The 23298-nt window shown below is 68.4% G+C and carries 13 protein-coding genes; 6 read left to right on the top strand and 7 right to left on the bottom strand.

The window, feature by feature from the left end:
• Positions 1 to 81: 81 nt before the first annotated feature.
• On the bottom strand, positions 82 to 4761 hold the full coding sequence (locus ABH920_RS14895; RefSeq protein WP_370349554.1) for a hypothetical protein: 4680 nt from the start codon (positions 4759 to 4761) through the stop codon (positions 82 to 84).
• A gap of 293 nt (positions 4762 to 5054) precedes the next feature.
• Here ABH920_RS14895 and ABH920_RS14890 point away from each other — a divergent pair, with 293 nt between their 5' ends.
• From ABH920_RS14890 to ABH920_RS14875, 4 genes are all read left to right on the top strand, one after another.
• Complete coding sequence (locus ABH920_RS14890; protein ID WP_370349553.1) at positions 5055 to 11783, top strand: RHS repeat domain-containing protein; 6729 nt, start codon at positions 5055 to 5057, stop codon at positions 11781 to 11783.
• Positions 11784 to 11880: 97 nt separating this feature from the next.
• Positions 11881 to 12789, top strand: coding sequence for a hypothetical protein (locus ABH920_RS14885; protein WP_370349552.1), 909 nt, complete (start codon positions 11881 to 11883; stop codon positions 12787 to 12789).
• 735 nt (positions 12790 to 13524) lie between these two features.
• A complete protein-coding gene (locus ABH920_RS14880; RefSeq protein WP_370349551.1) occupies positions 13525 to 13692 on the top strand; it encodes a hypothetical protein in 168 nt (55 codons plus the stop codon).
• 157 nt (positions 13693 to 13849) lie between these two features.
• On the top strand, positions 13850 to 14374 hold the full coding sequence (locus ABH920_RS14875) for a hypothetical protein (RefSeq protein ID WP_370349550.1): 525 nt from the start codon (positions 13850 to 13852) through the stop codon (positions 14372 to 14374).
• Between the two features lie 495 nt (positions 14375 to 14869).
• Here ABH920_RS14875 and ABH920_RS14870 read toward each other — a convergent pair whose 3' ends face one another.
• Positions 14870 to 15340, bottom strand: coding sequence for an integrase core domain-containing protein (locus ABH920_RS14870; protein ID WP_370349549.1), 471 nt, complete (start codon positions 15338 to 15340; stop codon positions 14870 to 14872).
• On the opposite strand from ABH920_RS14870, the gene ABH920_RS14865 reads away from it, so the two are divergent.
• Positions 15221 to 15583, top strand: a complete 363-nt coding sequence (locus ABH920_RS14865) for a hypothetical protein (RefSeq protein ID WP_370349879.1) — start codon at positions 15221 to 15223, stop codon at positions 15581 to 15583. The two genes, ABH920_RS14870 and ABH920_RS14865, sit on opposite strands and share 120 nt — an antisense overlap.
• Positions 15584 to 15910: 327 nt before the next feature.
• On the opposite strand, the gene ABH920_RS14860 is transcribed toward ABH920_RS14865, so the two are convergent.
• Both ABH920_RS14860 and ABH920_RS14855 read right to left on the bottom strand, forming a co-directional pair.
• Positions 15911 to 16084, bottom strand: coding sequence for a hypothetical protein (locus ABH920_RS14860; protein WP_370349548.1), 174 nt, complete (start codon positions 16082 to 16084; stop codon positions 15911 to 15913).
• Positions 16085 to 16432: 348 nt separating this feature from the next.
• Positions 16433 to 16912 carry an integrase core domain-containing protein gene (locus ABH920_RS14855; protein WP_370349878.1) on the bottom strand — a complete coding sequence of 160 codons (480 nt, stop codon included), beginning with the start codon at positions 16910 to 16912 and terminating at the stop codon, positions 16433 to 16435.
• A gap of 989 nt (positions 16913 to 17901) precedes the next feature.
• Here ABH920_RS14855 and ABH920_RS14850 point away from each other — a divergent pair.
• Positions 17902 to 18789, top strand: coding sequence for a hypothetical protein (locus ABH920_RS14850; protein ID WP_370349547.1), 888 nt, complete (start codon positions 17902 to 17904; stop codon positions 18787 to 18789).
• Positions 18790 to 19189: 400 nt separating this feature from the next.
• Here ABH920_RS14850 and ABH920_RS14845 read toward each other — a convergent pair whose 3' ends face one another.
• Genes ABH920_RS14845 through ABH920_RS14835 form a run of 3 tightly spaced genes read right to left on the bottom strand, consistent with a single transcriptional unit; the run spans position 19190 to position 23295 of the window.
• Positions 19190 to 20296 (bottom strand): SPFH domain-containing protein, encoded by a 1107-nt coding sequence (locus tag ABH920_RS14845; protein ID WP_370349546.1) that lies wholly within the window; start codon positions 20294 to 20296, stop codon positions 19190 to 19192.
• Positions 20297 to 20299: 3 nt separating this feature from the next.
• Positions 20300 to 22537 (bottom strand): hypothetical protein, encoded by a 2238-nt coding sequence (locus ABH920_RS14840; RefSeq protein ID WP_370349545.1) that lies wholly within the window; start codon positions 22535 to 22537, stop codon positions 20300 to 20302.
• On the bottom strand, positions 22534 to 23295 hold the full coding sequence (locus ABH920_RS14835; protein ID WP_370349544.1) for a hypothetical protein: 762 nt from the start codon (positions 23293 to 23295) through the stop codon (positions 22534 to 22536). The genes ABH920_RS14840 and ABH920_RS14835 overlap by 4 nt, the downstream gene beginning before the upstream one ends.
• Positions 23296 to 23298 lie beyond the last annotated feature (3 nt).

Raw genomic sequence — 23298 nt, 5'->3', positions numbered from 1 at the left:
TGCCCTGTGGTGGTCAGAAACTCGACCAGTACAGGCCCTCACCGGATCCGGTGAGGGCCACGGCCTTACTTACTGTCAACGTCAGCCGCGTACACCGCCCGTCGGGGAGATCACCATCGGCTGAACGGCGACCGTGCTCGTCGGCGCCGGCGGCGAGACGGTGTTCGTCAGGTACTGCTGCGCCAGGGCGCTGTAGTACGAGTCGTCCGGGTTGCCGTTGTAGAGGTCCGCCGTGTTGACGGTGGTTCCCAGGTCGGTCCCGTTGTTGCTGACTGCCGCGGCGAAGTCGATCGCGCCGTCTGCGTTGCCGTTCGCGTAGCTGCCGCTGGTGGCCTTGGTCAGGATCCAGGCGTTGACCGCCTCGCGCACATTCTCCTGAGCGGAGGTCAGCGCTGTGGCGTTGGGCGGGATCGTCGCGACGTAGACGGTGAGGAGGCCGGCCGCGTTGTTGATGTTGACGTTGTAGTCGGTCGCGTCGTCGGTGTAAGCGTGCCGGACCTGCTCGCTGAGGGCGGACAGCTTGTTCTCGATCGTCGTCGCGTCGCCTCCGGCCAGGATGTCGCTCATGCCGGTGGAGATCAGCACTGTGCGGACGTTCGTGTTGTCCAGGATGTTCCGGTCCGCCGGGTTCAACGCGGTTGGCGGCGAGGTGTTCGTCGTGCTGGTCGACAGCGCGGGCAGCAGGTTGTTCGACGCGTTCCAGCTGTTGGTGCCCTCGCTGAGGACGCCGTAGGGAACGACGCCGCCGTTCCCCGCGGCCAGCTTGCCGGCCAGCACGTCGGACAGGTGGTGCTGGCCGTCGCCGCTCGCCGAGTCCGAGTTGACCGTCTGGTCGCCGTAGAGCACCAGCGAGCCGAGGGTCGCCCCGTCAGAGGTGACGTCGATCCCGGACAGCCAGTCCAGATTGGTGATGGTCGCGGTGAACGGCGTCCCGGAGGCGTCCGCCGCCTGGTCCGAGCCGGCCGTCGCGGTCCAGCTGGTGTTCTGAGCGGAGCCGTGGCCGACGACGTCGCCGTCCGAGGCGCTCAGGTGTAGCGACACCAGCAGCGTTTCCTGGCCCGTGGTGGGGAAGTTCAGCGAGTCGCTGACCGCCTCGCCGCCGGCCGGGATGGTGACCGTCTTGCCCGCGTTGAACAGCACCGGCGTCGGCGTGCCGACGGGCACCGCACCCGAGCTCTGCTGGGCCACTGTGACGTCGTCGAAGGACACCGGCACGCTGCCGAGCGCGTTCGACAGGTGGAGCCGCAGGCTGGTCCCGGCGACCGAGATGTGGACCGGCATGCGCACCGTCTGGGCGCCGAGGCTGCCCAAGTGGCTGTCCTGAGCCGCGGCGAAGGTGCCGGTCCAGTTCTGCGCGTCGGAGGTGTCAGTGTACGAAGACGCGCGGATGCCGATCGCCAGGATGTGCAGCGCCGGCTGGCCCGGCAGCGTCTTGTTGGTCACCACCGGCAGGCTCACACTCGCGATCGCCTGTCCCGGACAGGTCAGCGGCACGCTCACCGCGAACACCTGCGGCGAGGTGCTGTCCTGGCCGCTGGGGTTGTTCCGGTTCGCGAAACCGATGACGTGCTGCGCCGCGCTACCGGCGGTCCAGTCCGGGACGTCGTCGATGGTGAAGGGCTGAGAGACGGAGCTGTTGCAGGCGTTCGCATAGGTGATGGTGCCGCTGGCCCCGGTGACCGCGCCGTTGGTGCCGAAAGCCAGGAACTCCACGGCGTTCCCGCTGTTCGAGTAGGTGCTCGGCACGTTCACGGTCTGCCCGGACGACAGGATGTTGTCCGCCTTGCCGATCGCGTAGTTCGGCAGCGTCATCGGCGCGCCGTTGACCGTGATCGAGGCGCCTGGCTTCCATCCGGCGGTGGTGAGCTGCGAGGAGGAGAAGCTCTCCCCGTAGCCGTCGGCGTCCGCGGCCAGGTGGTTCGAGTCGTCGCTGATCGCAGTGTTGTCCTGGCAGCTGCTCAGGTCGGTGATCGTGCAGGTGGCGCTCATCGGTGCCAGCCGCAGCACGTCGATGCCGTTCTGGTAGCCGGTCGAGGCGCTGTTCTTCCCGGTGACCGTGAGCGTCAGGGTGTGGATACCCGCGTTGAGCTGAACCGCGGCGCCCGCCGCGTTCTTGACCGGGCCGTAGTCGTGGTACGACGTGGTCACCGTCGAGGCGTAGGCGTCGTATCCGGTCACCAGGGTGTCCTGGGTCGACGCGCCCTGATCCAGCGTCAGCGTGTACTGGCCGTAGTCCGTGCCCGACGTGAGGTTCGCGCCGATGTCCCAGTAGCCCGTGGACGGGACGTTGAAACTGTACGTCACCGTGTCACCGACCGCGATGTGGCCGGATCCGTTGGCCAGCATCACCTGGTTGCCGTCGGCGAACCGGATGTTGCAGCAGGTGCCCTGGACCAGGACCTCGCCGCCGCCGGTGAGCGTCGCGTGTGCCGCCGGCACCGCGACGGTGTTGCCGTTGCAGGCATTGACCGCGCAGCCGTTGGCCAACTGGTCGCCGTAGGCGTAGCTGGGGGAGGTGAGGCCGGCATAGAACAGGTAGGTGGCCTCAGTCGCCGAGGTGTTGCCGGCCTGGTCGACCGCCTTGGCGTACAGCCGATGCGGACCGACCGTCAGTGGGCTGAAGGAAACGGTCGCGACGCCGCCGCTGATCGGTGCCCAGTAGTCCTTGGCCCGGGTGATGGCCCCGTTGCTCCAGGTCGGCGGTGGGCTGGTCTGCGACCACGCGGTCGAGCCGAGGTCGCCGTCCAGGGAGAAGATGAACCCTGCGACGTTGTCCACGCCGTGCGTGGTGAGGGTGAAGTTACCGGTGTCGGTGTACGAGGCGCCGAACTGGTTGGCCGGGAACTGCGCCGACTCCACCGAAGGCGTCGGCGGTTGCGAGGTGTCGACCGTGAACACCTGCCAGGGTGACCAGGCCGTCCACATGCCGCCGCTCTCGCTCTCGATCACACCGCGCCACGCGTAGGTGCCGTCCGGCAGGCCGCTGTGCGTGAACGCGCCGCCGCTGGCCGAGTACGCGGAGAACATGCTGTTCGCCACGTTGGTGGTGTTGGTGTTGTTGGCCCAGTTCCAGATCTCGTAGCCGCTGCGGACGTTCTCGCCGTCGCTGTCACCGCCGGTGACCAGCATGGTCACGTTCGTGGAGTTGACGAAGGTGCCGCCGGGCCCGGTGACTTTGGGCGTGGTGGTGTAGGTCGAGTTCAGGTAGGGGGCCCGGTAGTAGGTCACGGACCACGACGTCTTGGTCGGGTCGATGCGCTTCCACTGCAGCTCGTTGGACTCGTCGGCCGCGTCGACCTCGAAGTCGCGCTTGCCGCCGCCGGCCGCGGTCACCGCGGCGGAGGTGACGGTGAACGCCACCGTCCCCGCTGCGCAGCCGGAGGTGCCGTGGCCGGCGCACGTGTTCACCGCGGTGACGTAGGTGGAAGCCGAACCGGACGGCTTGTTCGACCAGTCGAGGTTCGACGGGAAGTCCGGGTCCAGCCAGATCTGCACCGGTTCCGTCGCCGAATCGGACGACCAGGTGAAGTACGGATAGAACGTCGCGGCGGTGACGTTCGCGCCCTGGAAGCCGCTGTCGTTCATCTCGAAGTACGAGCGGGAGACCGAGCCGCACCAGCTGCCGCAGCCGGACCAGTTGTCCAGGCCGAGGTCGGCATCGGTGCCGCTGGTCCACTTGCCGCCGTTGGAGTTGATCGAGGCCCAGGCCACCACCGAGGGGTTGCCGGACCAGGCCGGGTCGATGAACTCCGGGAACGAGCTCGCCGGGCTGGACAGCAGCGCGTGGCTCGGGGTGACCGTCAGGCCGCCGCCGTCGAAGGTGACGCCGAGCGGGGCCACGTGCGCCGCCGAGCCGGGCTGCCGAAAGTCGGAGCCGATGCCGGCCGGTGCCGCGGCATGGGCGTCCGCGGCCTGGCCCGCGGACTTCACGGCGGGGGCGGCGGTCGAGGAGTCCCACATCGTGGGGGTGTCGGTCTTGAAGACCGTGGTGCCCTTGGCGTCGACCGCGGCCTCGGTTCCGTCGGGTGCCGTGGTGAGCGTCAGGCCCTTGGTGGCGATGCCGAAGTGCAGCTGAGCCAGGCCTGGATCGGCGGCGGCCGCCGCGGTCTTGACGATCAGCACCTCGCCGAAGCCGTCCGGCCGGGCGGTCATCGCCAGGTCGACACCCGGCAGCACCTCGGGATAGGTGGCGGTGTCCCCGACGACCGTGGGTGCCGGCAGGGTGCCCGGCCAGCTGATGGCGATCTGGCCGCCGGCCCGCGTCATGGTGACCAGCGGTGTCGAACCGCCGCCGGAGAAGGCGACGTCCGCGTCGGTGGCGCCGGGGGTGAAGGTGCCGTCGGCGCGGCGGGCCAGCACCGTGTTCACCGCGACCCATTTCGAGCCCTGACGGACGCGCACCGGGGATGCGTACTGGGTGGCGGTGAAGGTGCCGTCGGCATTCGCCAGCGTCTGAGAGGTCTCGTCGGTCAGCGCGTCCACCACGACCGGCCTGCCGGCGGCCTTCGCCTGGGCGGAGGCCGACCGCTCGGCGCTGAGCACCGCGGGGTCGGCCTTGGCGGTGGGCGAGTCGCCGCTGGGCCGGGTGCCGGTGGCCGCGGCGACGGACGGGGTCGACGCCGACGGCGGGTCGGCGGTCTGCGCCGCCCACGCGGCGGTCGGCAGCAGCGTGGCGGACAACGCGGCGGCGCCGGCCACGGCGCTCGCGCGTATCAGTCCAAGATGGCGGTCTCGGCGGCGTGCGCGCGCAGAGCTGGTCATGGGTTCCCGTTTCTTTTCCAAAAGCAGGAGGCACCGTCGGAGACGGAGATTTGTGTCACGGCATTCTGGCCGAAGACCGGCCCCGCGCAATAGTGCCGCCGGAGCCTTTTCCAAGTCGGCCCCGAAGCCGCCGAATCCCGGCTTGATACCAGTTCAGACCCAACAAGGATGGAGGGTCCGAATTCTCCTAGGTGATCGCCGGGCTCGATCACGATACTGTCACTTCGAAAAATGCGGGGCGGGTCTCCGCGGCGGTCGGACAGATGCACCATTCAGGAGAAAAGGAAACCAGAGTGCTGTCAATTCGACAGAAGGGCCGCCGCCTGTCGCGGGGGCTCGCCGTGGGCACCGTGGCCGTGGCGCTGGTCGCCACGCTCGGTGGTCCCCAGGCTGCTTGGGCGGCCAAAGCCAAACCAGTCCCGCACGCGCCCCCGTCACCCGCCGAGAAGCAGATCCCGCACGCGCTCGCGGTCCCCGGGAAAAGTGCGCCGGCCAAGGCTTTCGCGAAATACGACCCGGGCGTCGCCTCCACGCTGCCCGGCGCCGGAACCGCGACCGTCGACCTGACGACCGACCCGTCGACCCCGGCCGGTGCCGCTGCCGCTGCCGCGACCGGCATGACCGCGGCACGCGTCGCCGCCGTCGCCAAGACCACCGGCGGCACGGTGCACCCGGCCGGCTCGCTGCCGATCTCCATCATCGCGGCCGCTCCCGCCGCCGTCCGTTCCGCAGCGACAGTAGCCGCCGGCACCTCCGCCTCGGCGACCTCGCCGGTGCTGTCGAAGGTGACGGTCAGCCTGGCCGACCAGCAGACCGCGCAGGCGGCCGGCATCCACGGCGTCCTGTTCGGCCTCGCCCCGGCCGACGTGAACTCCGGCTCGGGCCGGGCCACGGTCTCCGTCGACGACTCCTCGTTCAAGGCCGCGTTCGGCGGCGACTACGGCGCCCGGCTGCACCTCGTCGAGCTGCCCGGCTGCGCGCTGACCACTCCGCAGCTGGCGCAGTGCGAGCAGCAGACCCCGCTGGCGCCTGTCGGCGGAGACGCCCTGACTGCCGTGGTCACCGTCGGCCAGAGCACCGGCGGCAACCGGTCGGCGGCCATGGCCGACGCCGCGTCCACCGGCAGCCACATGGTCGTCCTGGCGGCGACCTCCTCGCCGGACGGATCCGCGGGTACCTACTCCGCGAGCACCCTGAGCCCGGCCGGCACCTGGGCGGCCGGCGGCAACACCGGCGGTTTCACCTACTCCTACCCGATCCAGGTTCCCGCGGCGATCGCCGGCGGAACGCCCACCGTGTCCCTGTCGTACGACTCGTCCTCCCAGGACGGCCGGACCGCCGGGACCAACAACCAGTCGTCTTGGCTCGGAGACGGCTGGAGTTCGGCCGACTCCTACATCGAGCGGTCGTACAAGTCCTGCAGTGACGACTCCGGCTCCGGGGCACCGCAGTACTCCGGCGACCAGTGCTGGGCCGGCCAGGACCTCACGCTCTCGCTCAACGGCCAGTCCACCGAGATCGTGTACGACGACACCACCAAGACCTTCCACGCGCAGGCCGACTCCGCCTTCGAGAAGATCGAGCAGCTGACCGACTGCACCAACGGCACCTACAACAACGAGTGCTGGCGCGTGACCGAGGACGGCGTCCAGTACTACTTCGGCCTCAACCACCTGCCCGGGTACACCGGCGCGGCCGGCCAGGCGACCCAGTCGGCCTGGACGGTCCCGGTCTACGGCGCCCACTCCGGCGACCCGTGCAACGCCTCGACGTTCGCGGCCTCCTCCTGCCTGCAGGGCTGGCGCTGGAACCTCGACTACACCGTCGACCTCCACAACAACGCGACGGCGTACTACTACCAGCCGGAGACCAACTACTACGGCGCGGACATGAAGAACACCGCGGTGCAGTACACGCGCGGCGGCTATCTCACCCGCATCGACTACGGCATCACCGCCTCGACGGTCTACTCGGGCACGGCGCCCGAGCAGATCGTCTTCGGCACCGACGAGCGCTGCATATCCGGCACCCCCAGCGGGAACACCTGCGCGGACTCGCAGTTCACCACCGCGAACGCCGCCTACTGGCCGGACGTGCCGATCGACCTGAACTGCGCCTCCGGCTCGAACTGCACGAACCACGGCCCCTCGTTCTGGAGCCGCAAGCGTCTGACCTCGATCACCACGCAGATCCAGGTCGCCGGCAAGACCCAGCAGATCGACAAGTACGCCTTCTCCCAGTCCTTCCCCGACGGCGGCGACCACGCGCCGACGCTGTGGCTGGACAGCATCCAGCGCACCGGCCTGGACACCTCCGGCGGCGGCACCGGCTCGGTGACGAACCCGGCGACCTCCTTCGACCCGCCGCTCCAGCTCGCGAACCGGGTCGGCACCATCGCCAACCTGCCGGTGATGTACCACGACCGGATCCAGGACATCAGCACCGAGACCGGCGCGCAGATCACGGTCGCCTACAACCCGGCCACCTGCACGCCGAGCACCGTGCCGACCGACCCCTCGACGAACACAGCATCCTGCTACCCGGTCTACTGGACCCCGCAGGGCTCGCCGAACCCCGAACTGGACTGGTTCCAGAAGTACACCGTCCACTCGGTGCTGACGCAGGACCTGCACAACGCCAACCAGGACGGCACCTACCCCGAGCTGCTCACCACCTACGCCTATGACGGCGGCGCGGCCTGGCACTACGACGACAACGAGATCGTCAAGGCGGCGAACCGCACCTACGGCCAGTTCCGCGGCTACCAGACGGTCGAGACCCGGACCGGCGACCCCGCGGTCTTCCACATGACCAACGGTGCCAAGGTCAACGACCAGCTCACGCTGACGAAGACCACGTACTTCCGCGGCATGGACTCCGACACGCCGTCCGGGAGCGGCGGCACCGCCGTCAGCCTGACGTCGCAGGACACCAAGCACACGGTCAAGGACAGCAACGCGCTGGCCGGCCAGATCTTCGAGAAGGACACCTACACCGCCGACGGCGGCACGCTCGACACCGCGAGCGTCACGCTGCCGGTGGTCATCGGTCCCACGGCGTCCCGCGCCCGGACCGGTCTGCCCCCGCTGACCGCGCAGATGGTCCACAGCGGCAACGTCTACACCAGTGAGGCCGTCTCCTACGGCCAGCGCAACACCGAGTCCGACGTCTTCTACAACACCACCCTCGGCCAGGCCACCACCGGCATGCCGATCCAGAGCGACGACCGCGGCGAGCCCGGCGCGGCCGGCAACGTCGCGCGCTGCACCTGGACCCGGTACGTCGAGAACACCGCCGAGACCCTCGTCCTGCCCGCCGAGTCGATCACCACGGCCCAGGACTGCTCCTCGGCGGGAGCGACACCGTCCGGCACGCTCATCTCCGACACCCGTACCTCCTACGACGGCAACGCCTTCACCTGGGACGGCGCCAGCGGCGGCACCGCCCCGACCAAGGGCGAGGCGACCACCAGCGAACAGGCCTCGGCCTCGGCCAACGGGGTCGCCACCGCCTACCTCGTCGCCGCACGCACCAGCTACGACGGCTACGGCCGGACACACGTGGTAACCCGCACACCGAACTCCACCGCGCCGGGCGGGGCGTCGTTGGCGCAGACCACGACCACCACCTACACCCCGGCCACCGGGGCGCTGCCGACCACCGTCAGCACTCAGACGCAGGTGACCGCCGGGACGACCCCGACCTACCAGACGGTCACCACGACCATGGACGCGGGCCGCGCCCTGCCGGTCGAGAAGATCGACGCGGCCGGACTGAAGACCGACCTCACCTACGACCCGATGGGCCGGCTCACCGCCGTCTGGGAGCCGAACGAGTCGAAGGCCGCGTCGCAGAGCGCGAACCTGACGTACAGCTACGCGATGTCGAACACCGGCCCCACGGTCATCACGACGAACAAGCTGCTGGACAACGGCACCTACGCCGCCAGCGAGACCCTGTACGACGCGATGGACCGGGTCCGGCAGACCCAGTCGGCCGGCGAGAACAACACCACGACGGTCGTGGACACCCAGTACGACTCGCACGGCTGGACCGTCCTGACCAACAACGGCTACAGCGTCTCCGGCGCGCCGGCCGCGGCACTGATCTCGGTGGCCCAGAACAGCCTTCCGGACACCACGATCACCGACCACGACGGGATGGGCCGGGCCGACCTGGTCAGCAACGAACACGACGGCGCCACCCCGGCCGGTGCGACCACGACCACGGTCTACACCGGCGACACCACGACTACCGTGCCGCGCACCGGCGGCGTGGTCACCCGCTCGGTCACCGACGCGCGCGGGCAGCAGACCGAGCTGGACCAGTACACGACCGCCCCAACCGTCGCCGGCAGCGCCGCCGCGGGGTACACCGCCACCGGCGGGACGCCCAGCGCGACCAAGTACACGTACACCCCGGACGGCAAGCAGAGCGGTATCACCGGCCCGGACGGCTCGGCCTGGTCCTTCGCCTACGACCAGCTCGGCCGCAAGACCCAGCAGAGCGACCCGGACGCCGGAACCGTCAAGTACGGCTACGACGACGCCGGCGACCTGGTTTCGAGCACCGACGCCCGCGGCATCGAGCTCGACTACACCTACGACCTGCTCGACCGCAAGCTCACCGAGACCGACAAGCACCTCGGCGGGTTCCAGGTCGCCGGCTGGGTGTACGACACCCTCCAGGTCGGGAAGCTGACCTCGTCCACGAGCTACGTCCAGGGCGTCACCGGCGACTACACCATCGCCGCCACCGGATACACCAGCCTGGGCCGCTCGACGGGGACGAAGGTCACCCTGCCGGCATCCGAGGCGCCGCTGCCGACCAGCTACACGACCTCGTTCTCGTACTCGACGAACGACCAGGCGCTGACCGGCCAGGTCGACCCGCGCACCATGGGCATGGCCGGGGAGAACATCACCTACGGCCGCGACGCCCTGGGCAACCCGACCAGCACCACCAGCTCGGCCGGCACGTACGTCAGCGGCACGGTCTACACCGACTACGCCGAGCCGAGCCAGGTCACCTACGGTCCCTCGACCAACCCGGCCTGGGCGACGTACACCTACGACGACCAGACACGCCGGCTCACCGACCTGCTCGTCAGCCGTACCCAGGCACCCGGTCCGGCCGTCGACGACACGTCGTACACCTACGACGAGTCCGGCAACCCGCTCTCCGAGACTGACAAGCAGTCCGAGACCGGCCAGACCGTCACCGACACCCAGTGCTTCACCTATGACGCGCTGGACCGGCTGACCCAGGCCTGGACGGCCGCCGGCACCTGCCCGGCCGAGGGGACGAACCCGACGTCGGCGACGGTGGCCTCGGGCACCGGCGCGTACTGGCAGACCTACGGCTACGACGCGATCAGCAACCGCACCTCGGAAACCGATCACGCGGTCAACGGCGCGACGGCGGACACCACCACCGGATACACCGACTCCTGCACCGGCACCGCGGCCCAGTGCCCGAACGGCACGCAGCCGCACACGCTGACCAAGACCAGCACCACCGGCCCGGCCGGCAGCGGCAGCACGGCGTTCGGCTACGACGCGCTCGGCGACCTGACCAGCCGCACGCCGAGCACCGGCGCCGCGCAGTCCCTGGTCTGGGACGACGAGGGGCGGCTGTCCTCGGCGACGCAGGGCACGAGCGTCACCAAGTACGTCTACGACGCCGACGGCAACGAGCTGCTGCGGCGCGACCCGGGCCAGACCACGCTGTTCGCCGGCGACACCCAGATCGTCGTCAACACCTCGGTCACCCCGAACGTGCTGCTCGGCGCCATCCGCACCTACACCACCGGGGGAACGCCCGGTACCGCCGTGGCCATCCGGTCGAGCCTGCCCGGCGGCGGGCTGGACTACCTGTTCACCGACCCGCACGACACCGCCACGCTGTTGATCGACGCGACCACGCAGGCGGCTTCCCGCAAGGAGTACACGCCGTTCGGGCAGCTGCGGGCCACCACTGGCGCGACCTGGATCGACCCGTCCCGCGGGTTCCTCGGCAAGGCGGTGGCCACGGCCACCGGCTACACCGACGTCGGTGCCCGCAAGTACGACCCGGTCCTGGGCCGGTTCATCAGCGCCGACCCGGTGTTGGAGACCGCCAGCCCGCAGCAGCTGGGCGGCTACGCGTACTGCGGCGACAACCCGGTCACCAACTCCGACCCCAGCGGTTTGATGCTGATGATGGACGGCGGGGGCGGCGGGGGCGGAGGCGGCTCGACGTCCTCGTCCTCGTCGGGCGACGGCTCGGAGACCGACGAGCCGACAACCTACGACGACCCCGGCAGTAGTAGCGAGCCCTGGTACAAGATCTGGTCGCCGCGGCACGACACCGCGGTCGGGATGGCGCAGGAGTGGCTCCAGGCGCAGAACCCGAACGACACGGTCGACGTCAACGTCCGGATCGACGGCGGCTCGGCCAAGGGCAACGGAAACGTCGGCTGGGCCGACATCGTCGAGTGGGGCCCGGACAAGGTCCAGGTCTGGGAGGTGAAGAACGGCGGCGGTGCCGCCGAGGCGGCCGGTCCCGCGCAGCTCGACCGCTACATGCAGCAGCTGGCCGAGATGATGGACGCCCACGGCGACCACCGCGCGGTGGTCACCGGCGGCGACATCCCCGAGCTCGGCCCGAAGCCGAACATCGGCAACCCCTCCGAGCTGATCACCTGCCGGTCCTCCTCGACCGAGCCGGGGATCATCACCTACTCCACCACCAAGCTCAAGCCCGGCGATCCGGTTCCGGACCCCGTTCCGGTCCCGGTGCCCAACCCGGCCCCGGCCCCGGCCGGCCAGAAGGTCAACCGCCCGAGCTGGGTCACCGTGAAGCCGCTGTGGTCCCCGACCCCGGGGCTGGTCCCGCAGGCCCCGGCGCCGGGCAGCACCGGCAACGGCTTCCAGGTCACGCCGAACGAGCAGGAAGGCGTCGTCGCGGGCGGAGCCGTGGCGGCCGGCGGCGTCACGATCTGGGAGCTGCTTGGGGCTCTGGGGGTGATCGCGCTAGCGTAGCGCCGACCACGCCGGTCACCCCGGTGACGGTGGTGACCGGCATGCTCCCGGAACCGGCTCGACGAGCCACTGGCGAGGAAAGAGACAGGCGTTCGGTATGGGTGCTCTACGTGTCAGGTTCGAACTCGACATCGAGGACCCGGGTGCCGAGCGCCTGTCCCATCTGGTCGGCACCTGGCTGGACGGCGGCAGCACCGCCGTCGCCGCCCAGCACCGCCGACGCCTCGACGAAGGGCCGGAGCTGTCCCGCAAGGCGTTCACGTCCGCCATCCCGTGCGGCCCGGCCTTCGGGGCATGGGGACTGCTGGCCCTGGAACGCACCACCGCGCCGAGGAAAAGCCTGCGCATCCCGACGACCGCCGCCGTACGGTCCCTCCCCGGCCGCGTCGACGACGCACTCACCAGCGCCCGCATCGCCCTCTACACCCTCGACGCACAGGGCTACCCGGAAACCAGCCACATCGACATGTGGGTGATCCGCAACCCCAAGGCCCCGCAGACCCTGGCATTCATGTTCGCGGTGCCCGAATCAGACCTCGCGGACCCCGCCATCGAGAAAACCTGCGTCGACTTCCTGCACAGCTTCGCCGAACAGGTCGACCCGCTGTACGGCGAGACCGCCTACGACGACGGCATGCCGGGAGCGAAGACCGTGATCGAGACACTGGTCGGACCCCCATGGCGGTCCTACCGAGACACCCTTCCGACCGCACGCCGGCAACTCCGCGGCTACGGCTGGCTGACGGTGGTGCCCCGAGAGCTGGTGCCGACGGTCGGCGGCATCGCCGGGCTGCGGGCATCCGGCGCTTTCGCCGAGGTGGCCCCACTACCTTCCGGAGCAGTCTGGCTGCGGGCGACCGAACACTACGGCGACTACAGCGGCGAGAGCGCCGAGGCGATCGTGCGCGCACTCGCGCCGATCTTGCCGCCCGGGCTCCCAGACCTCCGGTTCGGGCGTACCGGAGTGCCTTACAAGGTCGCGTTGGTCGATCCTTCGACATTGTGAGGTTGAGGGCGCCGAGAAGTCTGTCCATGCAGGTCAGGCGGTGTTCGCGAAGGACGCCGCCGATGCGGTCGCGTCAGGTGACGTGGAAGCGGGCGCAGCGGCGCGGCCTGGCCGAGAGCTTGGTGGGGTCGGTGAGCCTGGTAGAACGCCTGTAGTACTCCTGAATCCCGGCCACTGCGCCTGAATCGGTGTCCGGTCTGCTCGAGGTCCGCGGCGAAGTCCCGTGCGAGTTGTGTAGCCCAGGCGCCGGTCGGGTGATGGGTCACGCCGAGCAGGTGGACGCTGCGGGTGGGTTCAAGGACGATGTCGCGATCCATGGGGCGCCTTGGTACTGCACCTGCGCCTGGCCATGGACTACGAGTCGAACCCGGCCTCGGCGGAGTCGCTGGTTGTCCACTGGTCGGCCATCGAAGACATGACCCGCCGGCTGACCGATACCGCCACGCCAACCTGGCGCGATGCTGGACCCGGAGGGTTCTGCGATGAGTTCGTTGTTCACCATGCTCGAGGAGCGCGAGGCCGACGCACGTGCCGCCGCTGAGGAGCTGCGCGAGCAGGTCGGCAAACTGACCGAGCAGCTGGCGGCCGTCTAGAACGAGCTGTCTTGACTGGCGATCTGCCGCGAGACCGCGCTGTCCGTGGGCTATATCGAGCCGGACGACGTGGTCGACGGGGTCGACGCAACGATCGCTCAGCCGGCGTACCGGCAGATCCTGGCCGAGTTCGAACGGGCCGATGGCGGCCTTCGCGCCCGGGCAGCTGTGCCAGATCCTGGACGCCGACGCCGAGCCGAAGCACCGCGAGGGCGTGCGCTCCCGGCTCGAGCGCCTGGCTGGACGCGGCATCCTCACGGAGACCGAGCCGGGTATGTTGGCCCTCGCATCAGCAGGCTGGCACGGGTGATGCCTCGACCACGGCGACGCTGAAACGAACGACTCGCGTGGTTATGGCTGGCTGGCGCTACTCGTCCGGGCTCTGACCGGACAGCCCGGGAACCTGCGGGTAGGTCAACGCGTCTAACGGAGGATTTCGACGAGATCCCCGGACACGGAGGACCCCGATGCGTGCGCTGGCCGCTCGACTGCGATTCTTGCCGCCCGTCGCCGCAGCACTGGTCCTTGCCGCGTGCGCGAACGCGCCAGCGGGACCGTCCCACCAGGGTGAAGGCCCCGCGGCGACATATCGCGGCCCGGTGACCCGGGCGGTTGACGATCCGGAGGCCGGTATCGTCCTCGACATCCCCCATGCGCAGCCAAAAGTGCCATGGCAGACCGTCTACAACGGCTGCGCGTCAAGCAATGGGACCTGCGACCTGTCCCGAGACCTGACGATCGACCTCGCCGACGCGACCACCCCGAACTCGGGCCAGGCCAATCCGGACGGATCCATCGCCCCGATGGTGGACCACCGGCTCGCCTATGTCTTCACATGGAATGGACTGCCGTGTGTTGCGGCAGGAGGGGCAATACGCGCAGCGAAAAGCACAGCCGCTCCGGCGCCTGTGAGGCCGAGCCAGTGCACGAAGATAGTCCTGGCAGACGCGACTACCGGCGCCTTCGTCTACGAGACCGAAAGTTCCAGCTAGCGCGGGGATCTTCACACAACGCCCTCTGAGGGGGCCGGGGCACAGCAGTGTGCTCCGGCTACCTGACATCATCGACGGCAGCAGCTCGGCGGAGGTCACTGACGTCCTGCGGGCGGCCAGGATCATGCCGAGTAGGACCAGGCTGATCGTGCTGAAACGACGCGCCGACCGCGAAGGCAGCAGTCTTCTCACGCTATTTGAGCTGCGTGTCACCCGAGTTCGGTAGGCGGTCGTCTTCGCGAACGGCTTGCCGCCATCGCTTTCGACCGTGGTCGACTCCGGTGTTCCCGGGCCGAACAGCAGACCCGCGACATGGGCGCTCGCGACCTGGTCCATGTGCGAGAAACCCCAGTCGACCTTGTCGTCCTGGTAGTGGTTCTTGGTGTTGTTCTGCTGCATGTTGCCGAGCGGGATCTGCCAGGCCACGATCGGTTTGCCGACCGTCTGCGCCCATCGTGTGGGGCTCGGAAATGCGAATCGGAGGTTGGCCTGCCGTCAGGTGGCGATCTGGTACTCGTGGATGAGTCCGCCGAGGATGGTCTTTCGGCGGATTCGGTAGTCGGCGAGGTTGATCGGCGTTGGCGGGCCGGTCTCGGCTTGGGCCGGGGTCAGCTGGGCGAGCCCGCGGTGCGGCCTGGTCTCGTTCCGGTGGGCGAGATAGGTCGTCAAGGCGCGGCGTAGGTGGTCTTCGTTGATGATCAGCGTCCGGTCGAGCAGTTCGCGGCGTAGCTCCCCGATGGTCCTTTCGCAGATCGCGTTCGATCTGGGAGCGCGGGGCGGATTCGGGATACGGATTCCGAGCACCGCGGCGCGCCGTGGATCACCGACGAACCGCGCGACTCGCTGCTGGCCCTGTACCAGGCCGGCTGGGCGCACAGCGTGGAGGTCTGGGACGGCGAGGAACTGATCGGCGGCGTCTTCGGCACCGGCATGGGAACGATCTTCAGCGCCGAGTCCACCTTCCACCGCCGACCCGGCGCTGGCAAGGTCGCCATCGCCGACCTCGGCCTCCGCCTGGCCCGCACCCGCCCCGAGGCGCCGATCGACGTCCAGGTCCCCAGCGACTACTTACTCGACCAACCTCGGTGCCGCCCCGCTGTCGCGAACGGAGTTCCTGGCCGCCGTGGCCGACGTGGACCTGCCCCTGGCGCCGGCGACGGGTGTCTTTGCCAGGCATTCGGTCTGACGGATGAGGGAGGGGATGACTGAGGGAGCGGGTTTTTACGGCTGTGAGGGGTGCCCGGGTCCTGGGTTGAGGACCCGGGCACCTGCGTCCCTGAGCGACTTGCGGTACGGAGCCGACGGCGGACCCTCATTCCCGCACCGTCGACGCCGATTGATCAGATCGCGGTGGCAGCGGAGGACGTGGTCCCGTCCCCAGCCCAGACCGAGCGGATCCGCCGAAAACGGGTCCTTGGCGGACTGATCAACGAGTACCAGCCTGCCGCATAATAGCCCTGCTCAACCCCGGTGGCCGGGTTTCAAACACCACAGGCCCGCCGCATGGTGACGGCACCGCTGCGATGCCGCGGCTGTCTACCGCCGGCGGCCGCGGGTGTGCCACGTGGTGCCGACGCCGAGCAGGTGCAGAGCCAGCGCGATGAAGCCGAGCAACATCAGGCTCGTGGGATCGAACCAGATGTTGGTCGAAGTACTACTGCCGTGGATGAAGTACGCGATGCCGAACAGTACCGCCGCGATGATGCCCATGGATGCGCCGCCTCTCGGTGAATAGGACTCAGGACCGGCACCCGGTACCCAAGCATTCTTCTTCCAACCCGCTCACACGTTCGCATTTTTGGCGGCGTATCGGTACGGACTAGACCATCTTCACCGCGGTGGGGTGTAGCCGGTCGCGGACGGCCGCTGAGGCTGCGACGGACCTCGATCCTTGCGACTGCGGATGCATCGCCTTCGGAACGGCTCATTCTTCAGGTCGCAACCTTCGTGCTTGGGCGGCGCAAGAGCGCATACCGGCCGAGGGCGCAAAAGCCTGTGGGGTTCCAAAACCTCGCATGGGGTCTGGCCTGGCAGTTCTGAATCATCGTCACAGGGTTCTTATGATGCCCGGCGGTACTCGTTGATGAGGCCGCCGAGGACCGGTTCGCGGCGTACGCGCTGCGCTGGGAACGGGATGATGTTCGCGTCGTCGGCCGGGGCGCGGAGGTTCAAGGTGCGGTGGGGTTGTGCGGTGTTGTAGTGCCGGGCGTAGCGGTGAAGCACGGTCCGTTGGTGGCGTTCACTGAAGATGAGCATGCGGTCGGTGCACTCGGTCCGGGCGGTGAGCACGAATCTTTCCGCGTACGCGTTCATTTTCGGGGCCTGTGGGGCCGATTTTTTGACTTCGATGTTCTCGCTGGTGAATACGGCGTCGAGCGCGTCGGTGAACTTCGCGTCTCGTTCCCGGATGGGGTGGTGGAACTCGCCGGCTCGCTCGCCAAGATCGGGGATGAGGCTTCGGGTGCACTGCGTGGCCCACGTCGAGGTGGGGTATTCGGTGATGCCGAGGATGTGCACGGCGCGGGTGCCGACTTCCATCACGAAGAAGACGTAGCGGTGGTTTGTTAAGGCGGGAGGTAGAGGTTCAGGCCTTGTCCTGTGCCGAGGGCGTTGATCAGGGCTTGGAGGTCCGGTGAGGGGGAGCTCGTGTGACCAGGCTCGCTTGGAGTTGGTCGGCCTGCTCGATACGTAGCTGGCGGCGCGAGGGCTTTCAGCGTCGGAGTTGACGCCGTCGATCGCGCGCGAGTCACTGGCCGCTCGCCGAGAAGTCATCTCGCATCGGGTGCCGACGCTCCGGGGGGCTGGAGCCGTTGTTCGAGCTCCTGCGCGGGCTGGGGGTGGTCCCGGTTGAGGACGATACGACCGGCCGCGTGGAGGCCCTGATTGATCGCTATGGCCGATTTCTGGAACGAGATCGGGGTCTGGCCCCGCTTACTGTCGTGCGCTATCAGCGGATGGTGAGACGTTTCCTGTTGCGAAGATCCTCAGGCGCCAGTGGCGAGGATGGGACGGACGGGCTGCAGGCGATCGAGGTCCACAGCTATCTGCTGACGTGCCGTTCGCGGCTGAAGGCTGGACTCCGCCAAGCGCGAGGTCGCAGATCTGCGATCACTTCTGCGGTTCCTGTATCTCCAGGGCCTGACGGAGCTGCGGGCAGCCTTCCTGCCGGAGCAGGTCGGCGATGTGGTGGAGCCGGTAGGCGGGGCGGACCGGGACGTAGGTGTCGACGTAGGTGCCCCAGCCCGTTTTGCCGGTGGCTGCGTCGTAGACATCGCCGACGAACTTGAACGGAGCCTGTACGCCGGTGACGAAGCCGCTGGAGAACTGGTCCCACTGGTGGCTGAGCCAGTCGAAGATGTCGTTGCCGCTGGGGTCGGCCAGGTAGGTGGGGGTCGATATATGTCAAGATATTAATGCATGCGGCTCAGTTGAAGTGTGCCGAGCCGGTAGTGATCGGGCTGTCGCCAGCGGGGCATTGCAATCGGATCACGGCCCGAAGTTGCATTAAGGCAATTCAGGCATATGGGGTGGGTCCCGTGATCAAATGTTCGCCGTCATCGGACCGCGCGGACTTCATCAGCTCCGCTGGCGGTCTCATCCTGCCAGCAGTGGAGTCTTCAGTGCGCGCCAAGAATTTCGGGCTGGCTGCGGCGGCCTGCCTGGTCACCATCGGCGCGGCAGCGTGCGGCTCGTCCAGCGGTAAGTTCTCCAGCGCCAGCGCCGCAGGCTCGTCGAGCCCCGCATCGGCGACCGCATCCACTGCGTCGGCGGCCGCGCCCGCCACGTTGGCGCCAGTCACGCCGACCACGACAGAGAGCGCTCCGGCCCTTTTCACCGACCCGCAGCTGCTGGACGCCCTCCTGACCCCCTCCGACTGGGGCAGCGGCTGGAGTCATACGAAGGACTTCCCGGTAACGGGCACCTCCCTGACCGGGGGAGTTGACCAGCTGCCCAACCTGGACTGTTGGACGGTGACCGACGGGGAGGCTACGCAGATCGGGAGCTTGGCAACGGCGCAGGATCTGGAGATCGGCCCGAACGAAGATACCGCCCACCAGATCGCAGACCAGTTCGTCACGGGCGATGCGGCCACCATGATGAGCGAACTCGCCAAGAAGATCGACGACTGCACGACCTTCACCCACACCCCCAAGGACAATTCGACCACGTACACGGACAAGGCGAGCCAGAAGGCCGTGCCCGGTCTCGGCGACCAGGCCATCAAGACCACCGTCTACGATGACAGCCCGGCGTGGGGCAAGGACGTCTCGGTCGAGCTGGATGTGCGCTACGGGGACGTCGTGGTCAGCGTGATATACGACTCCACCGATTCCAGCCGTGCCCTCGGCTATAACGTGGCCGGCAAGGTCAAAGCCATCGCCGCCAAGCTGAAGCTGAAGCCGACCGGCACCTGATCGGTAGCTACTCAGGCGCCCCGCCCACAGACGCCAACGGCAACGTCGAGTCCGACAAGGCCCTCACCGCACGCCGCGCCTACACCCTTCAACACACCCCGCGGCACCAGCAACACCACCACCACACCGTGAAACCAGACCTTCCCCGACGACCACACCTTCCTCGGCAAAAACCACAGACACCACCGCAAGACTCGTCGATATCGGGGCACGCAAGTACGACCCGACGACCGGAGAGTTCGTCTCCGCAGATCCGGTAGTCCAGCCAGCGAATCCTGTGGGGCTCGGAAATACGAAGCTGGGCGTGACCTGCGGTCCTCTAACGCAGGCCACTAACAAGAGCTGTCCTGGGGCGCGCCATTGGCACCTCAATAGGCACGCCCCGAGGAAGAAAGCCGTACTAGTCACCTTCGCTCGACGGTGTCGCATCGGACACGACCAGGTTGTCCGACTGAGGCTGCGCGTCCAACTCGGGGATGGGAGTCTTGCGCGCCCGCTTGCCCGGAGCGACGACGCGCTCCATCGCCTGGTTTGGGGCCTGGGGCGGGAGCACCGCGCTTGTGGACTGCTGAAGCCAATCCAGTGCCGCCTTGGCCTGATCGGAAATCTGCCAGCGCTCGATCGTGCCTTCTTCCAGCAGCTTGTTGACGAACTCGATGGTCAGGCGCTGACCGGCCATCTCCTGCTGGCGCACGACGTTTGCCACGGCGGTCAGTTCTTCGGGGTTCTGCGCGACCTGGAGTACCGCACGGTCGATGTCGCCGGCGGCGAAGGCCTCGCGGTAGAACCCCATCCGCTGAGTCAGGACCGCGTTCTTGTTGGTCTCCTGAAGCATCCGCAGCTCCTGCCGCAAGCGCTCGGCCTCGATCTGGTGACGTAGGTCCCGTACTTCCTCGGCCTGCGTGAGCCGGGACTTGTCCGGCAGCACCGAGACGATCGTCCTGGTCCACAGCCCGTACTCCCGGCCGATGTGCCGGGTGCTGCCTGATCGGGCCAGAGCGGCGGCCAACTGGTCGGGGTCGTTGAAGTCCAGCGACTCGCCGATCAGCCGGCCGTTGATCGCGGCCTCGGCGTCGGCGGACCGGTCCACGTCGTACTCGCGGGCGATGCGCCGCATTTCCTCGGTGATCACCGGCTGGATCAGCGGGCGGATGTCCTGGAGCTGGTTGCGGACGACCAGAGAGGGGTCCAGAACCCGCCACTCGACCGTCACCGTGGCACGGAACGCGAAGGTGTCGTCCTTTCCCGGCAGATCTACTTCGAATTCCAGGTGGCGCACGCCGAGATCGATGTCGTAGACGGACTTCACCCGGCCCCGGAACAGGCCGGTGGACCTCGTGTGCTGCCATACCACCGAATGCGCGCGGTCGTGCGGCCAGACGATCCGGTGCTCCCCACGTGTGGTCACATGGACGTGCGCCATGTGCGCGGTGACCGGTTCGGCCTTGCTCCCCAGGTATTGGCGCAGTGCCAAGATCGGGCTGAACTCGTTGCGGACGTAGTTCACGTTTCATCCTTTCTGTTTCATCGCCGTGGTGCCGACCGCGGCCAGCACGGCCTGTGCGACGGGTGCCGTGAGCGGTTCGTCGAGGTTTCCGACGAGCGTGTTGACCAGATCGACGAGCCTGGCCGCGTCGTCCTCGTCGTCGATCAGGGCTTGCAGGAACGCGCACAGCGGCGCGAGTAGTTCGGTGGACTTCTCGGCGGCCCGGATCCAGTCCCCGATCTCGTCCCGCATCGATGCGGAGACCAGCGTCGACGACAATGCCTGCCACACACACTCGACCAGCCGGCGTCCCAGTTCGCTGTCGACGCTTGCGACGGCGACGAGCAGTGGCCAGTCGGCCCGGGACTGGTCGGCCAGCATTGCGCGCGCCGCCGGCGGCACCGGGAGGTCCTCGATGGCCGGAACTTGACGTACCCGCAGGTCGCCGAGGCGGAGTATCGACAGCAGGCCCAGGAACCGTGCGCCGATCCTCCGGTCGCCGATCCAGCCGTCCACCGCGGACACCACCTCGGTGAACCAGCCACGGCTGAACAGATCAGCGACCGACTGGCTGGCGATCAGGACGAGTTTGCCGTCCTCCCAGACCCCGATCCGGTAGACCAGACGCAGTACGGATGCCACGTCCGACGTGCCGTAGCTGAGAGCCACCGCGGCGGTCCACATCACCTCCGCCCTGTCGGTGCGGGCCCACGTCCGCAAGACCGTGTTCACGGCCGCGCGGGTGTTCTCGTCCCGTGCGGCCTGGTTGAGGGCGGTTGCTGCGACGAGGCGCTGCTTGACGTCCTTGGACCTGGACCACACCTCGATCGCTTCGTGGTAGCAGTAGGCGAAGTCCCAGCTGGTGACCAGGCCGATCGCCAAAGCCGCGCGCATCCAGAGGTCCGGCCGCCGGTCCTGGCTCAGCTTCTGGAGCCAGGACAGGACGGGGCGCCGCAGGTTCGGACGGTCGCTCCAGACCGCGGCGAGCAGCCGCACCGGCAGCCGGTCGTCGCGGTAGGTGATGAACGTGGCCGGCACTGCGGCGTCGCCGAACCACAGCACGCCGTCCCGCAGCCGGGCCCGCGTGGCGGCCATCCGGTGCTCGTCGATCGGGACGAAGACGTTCCGGCCCGGTTCCAGGCGCGGATTCGCGGTGGTGAAGAGCTCGAACGCCAGACGTTCCGCCGCCTCGGCGACCAGATGGGCTGGCGAATCGTTCAGCACTGCCAGGCTGACCCGGAAGGCGAACTCCTCGACCGGGGCGCGGTTGCGGTGCAGATCCACTCCCTGGGGCAGATCCCTCAGCCAGTCTTCGATCCGCGTGTCGATCAGTTCGCTCCAGGAGGCCAGTGCCTGCTCGCGATCGCACGCACCGTCCGCCAGCCGGGTGATCAGGTCGGCCAGCCACACCTCCTCAGCCGGACCGGGATCGGTCCCGAGCAGGTCCCACAGCTCCGGGTCCCGGCTCAGTGCGGTCATGGCCTTGCGGAGGTCGGTTTCGGTCCGCCGCGCGTCGCGGCAAGCCGCTTCGATGCGCGCCGTCACGACCGAGCCTTTGGACGGTGCCAAGTGGTCGTGCATGTACACGGTGTTGTCGCCCGCCATCCAGGCAGGTGGCAGTAGGACGCAGTACGCATTCTGCTGCCGCATCGTCGCGGACAGCCGGTCGAGGGTGGCTTCGTCGAGTCGGTGATCCGGGCTTTGGATTTCGGCGAGATAGCCGTGCCCGCCCTCGATTCCGTCGCCGCTCGTGTCGGGCAAGCTGTCTGCGGCAAGCCACGCGACCCGGCCGGAGGTGATCTCGTCGAGCAGTTTCAGGGCGGTAGTCGTGCGGCCGCTTTCCGGCAGACCTCGGACGACCACGACGTGCCGTTCGATCAGGGTGCTGCGTATTTCCGGGTCGTTGGGGGCGTCGGCGTACCAGGACGTGATGTGGGCGAGGTAGTCGGTGCGGACGGGTCCGGACATGAGTTGGCGCCTGGTCGGCGTGGCGGCGTATATGTGCATGCCGCCCGAAATCGTCGCGCCGCCGATCACGCCGACTGAGCCGGCCGCCGACACGTTGCGCTGGAAACTCTCGAAGGCCCGGTTGGCGGCTATGGCGTCCGGGGCATCGCGCGCTTCGAAGAGCGGGTCGGACCGGGCGGCGCGGACTTTGTCCTCCGGGGTGGGTTCGACGTGTTCTGCCTCTTGCTCCGCAGCGTCGTCGTCTCTGGCCCCGCCGCCGTCGGATTTGCTTGGCGCCTCGGCTTCGTCACTCATCGGGAGTTGCCCGAGCCGCCGACGGTGAACGGACCGTGCACGGTGGCCTCACCGATGACGCCGACATTTCCGCCTGAGACGGTGATGTTCTGCTGGCCGACGTCGTCGCCAACACGGTCGGCCCCGGTACGGGGGCTCGGCATGTCGCCCGGCGCCGTCTCAGTGTGTTGTGACATCGGCACTCGGGCCCACCCCGGCAGGTGCAGCCAGGCCGTGGTGTCCGTCTCTTTCACCTGAAGCCTGATCCGGGAGAAGGAGGCCGGCTCCAGACCCCCACCCCGGTGCCGGACGACCTGGTCGTAGACGACCTCGGACACGATCACCGCCAGCGGGGCGGACGGCGTGGCGCTGAGTACCCGCTTAGCGGCCGGGGCGTCGGCCAGCCGCGCAGTGAAGTCCAGCGCGACCCCGGTGTACTCGTTCAAGCTGGGGTGCAGTTCGCCGGCGTGGGCGGCAAGCCGCACCTGAACAGGTCGCTCGGCCTGCTCGTACACGCGCCGGAGCCGGTTGTGGAAGGCGCCGAGCCAGGACCCAAGCACCCGGGATTTGGCGATCTCGGCGCCGAATTGGAGCATGGCGCCGTCGCCGAGGTCCTTTACTCGCACCTGGCCTGCCGGGATGGCGGCGGTCTCCAGCGCCGCGGTGCAGCAGTCGTCCAGTGTCTGGCGTGCGACGATCTTCTCCGGATTGGTCAGTCCGGCCGAGCCTTGGATGTCGTAGACCACAACGAGGTGGTGCAGCGCTTCTTCGGTGGACATGAT

Source organism: Catenulispora sp. EB89 (genome assembly GCF_041261445.1).
In the GTDB taxonomy this organism is placed as follows: domain Bacteria; phylum Actinomycetota; class Actinomycetes; order Streptomycetales; family Catenulisporaceae; genus Catenulispora.
Note: the sequence above shows the minus strand (reverse complement) of the source record. Positions and strands in the feature narration are given on the sequence as shown.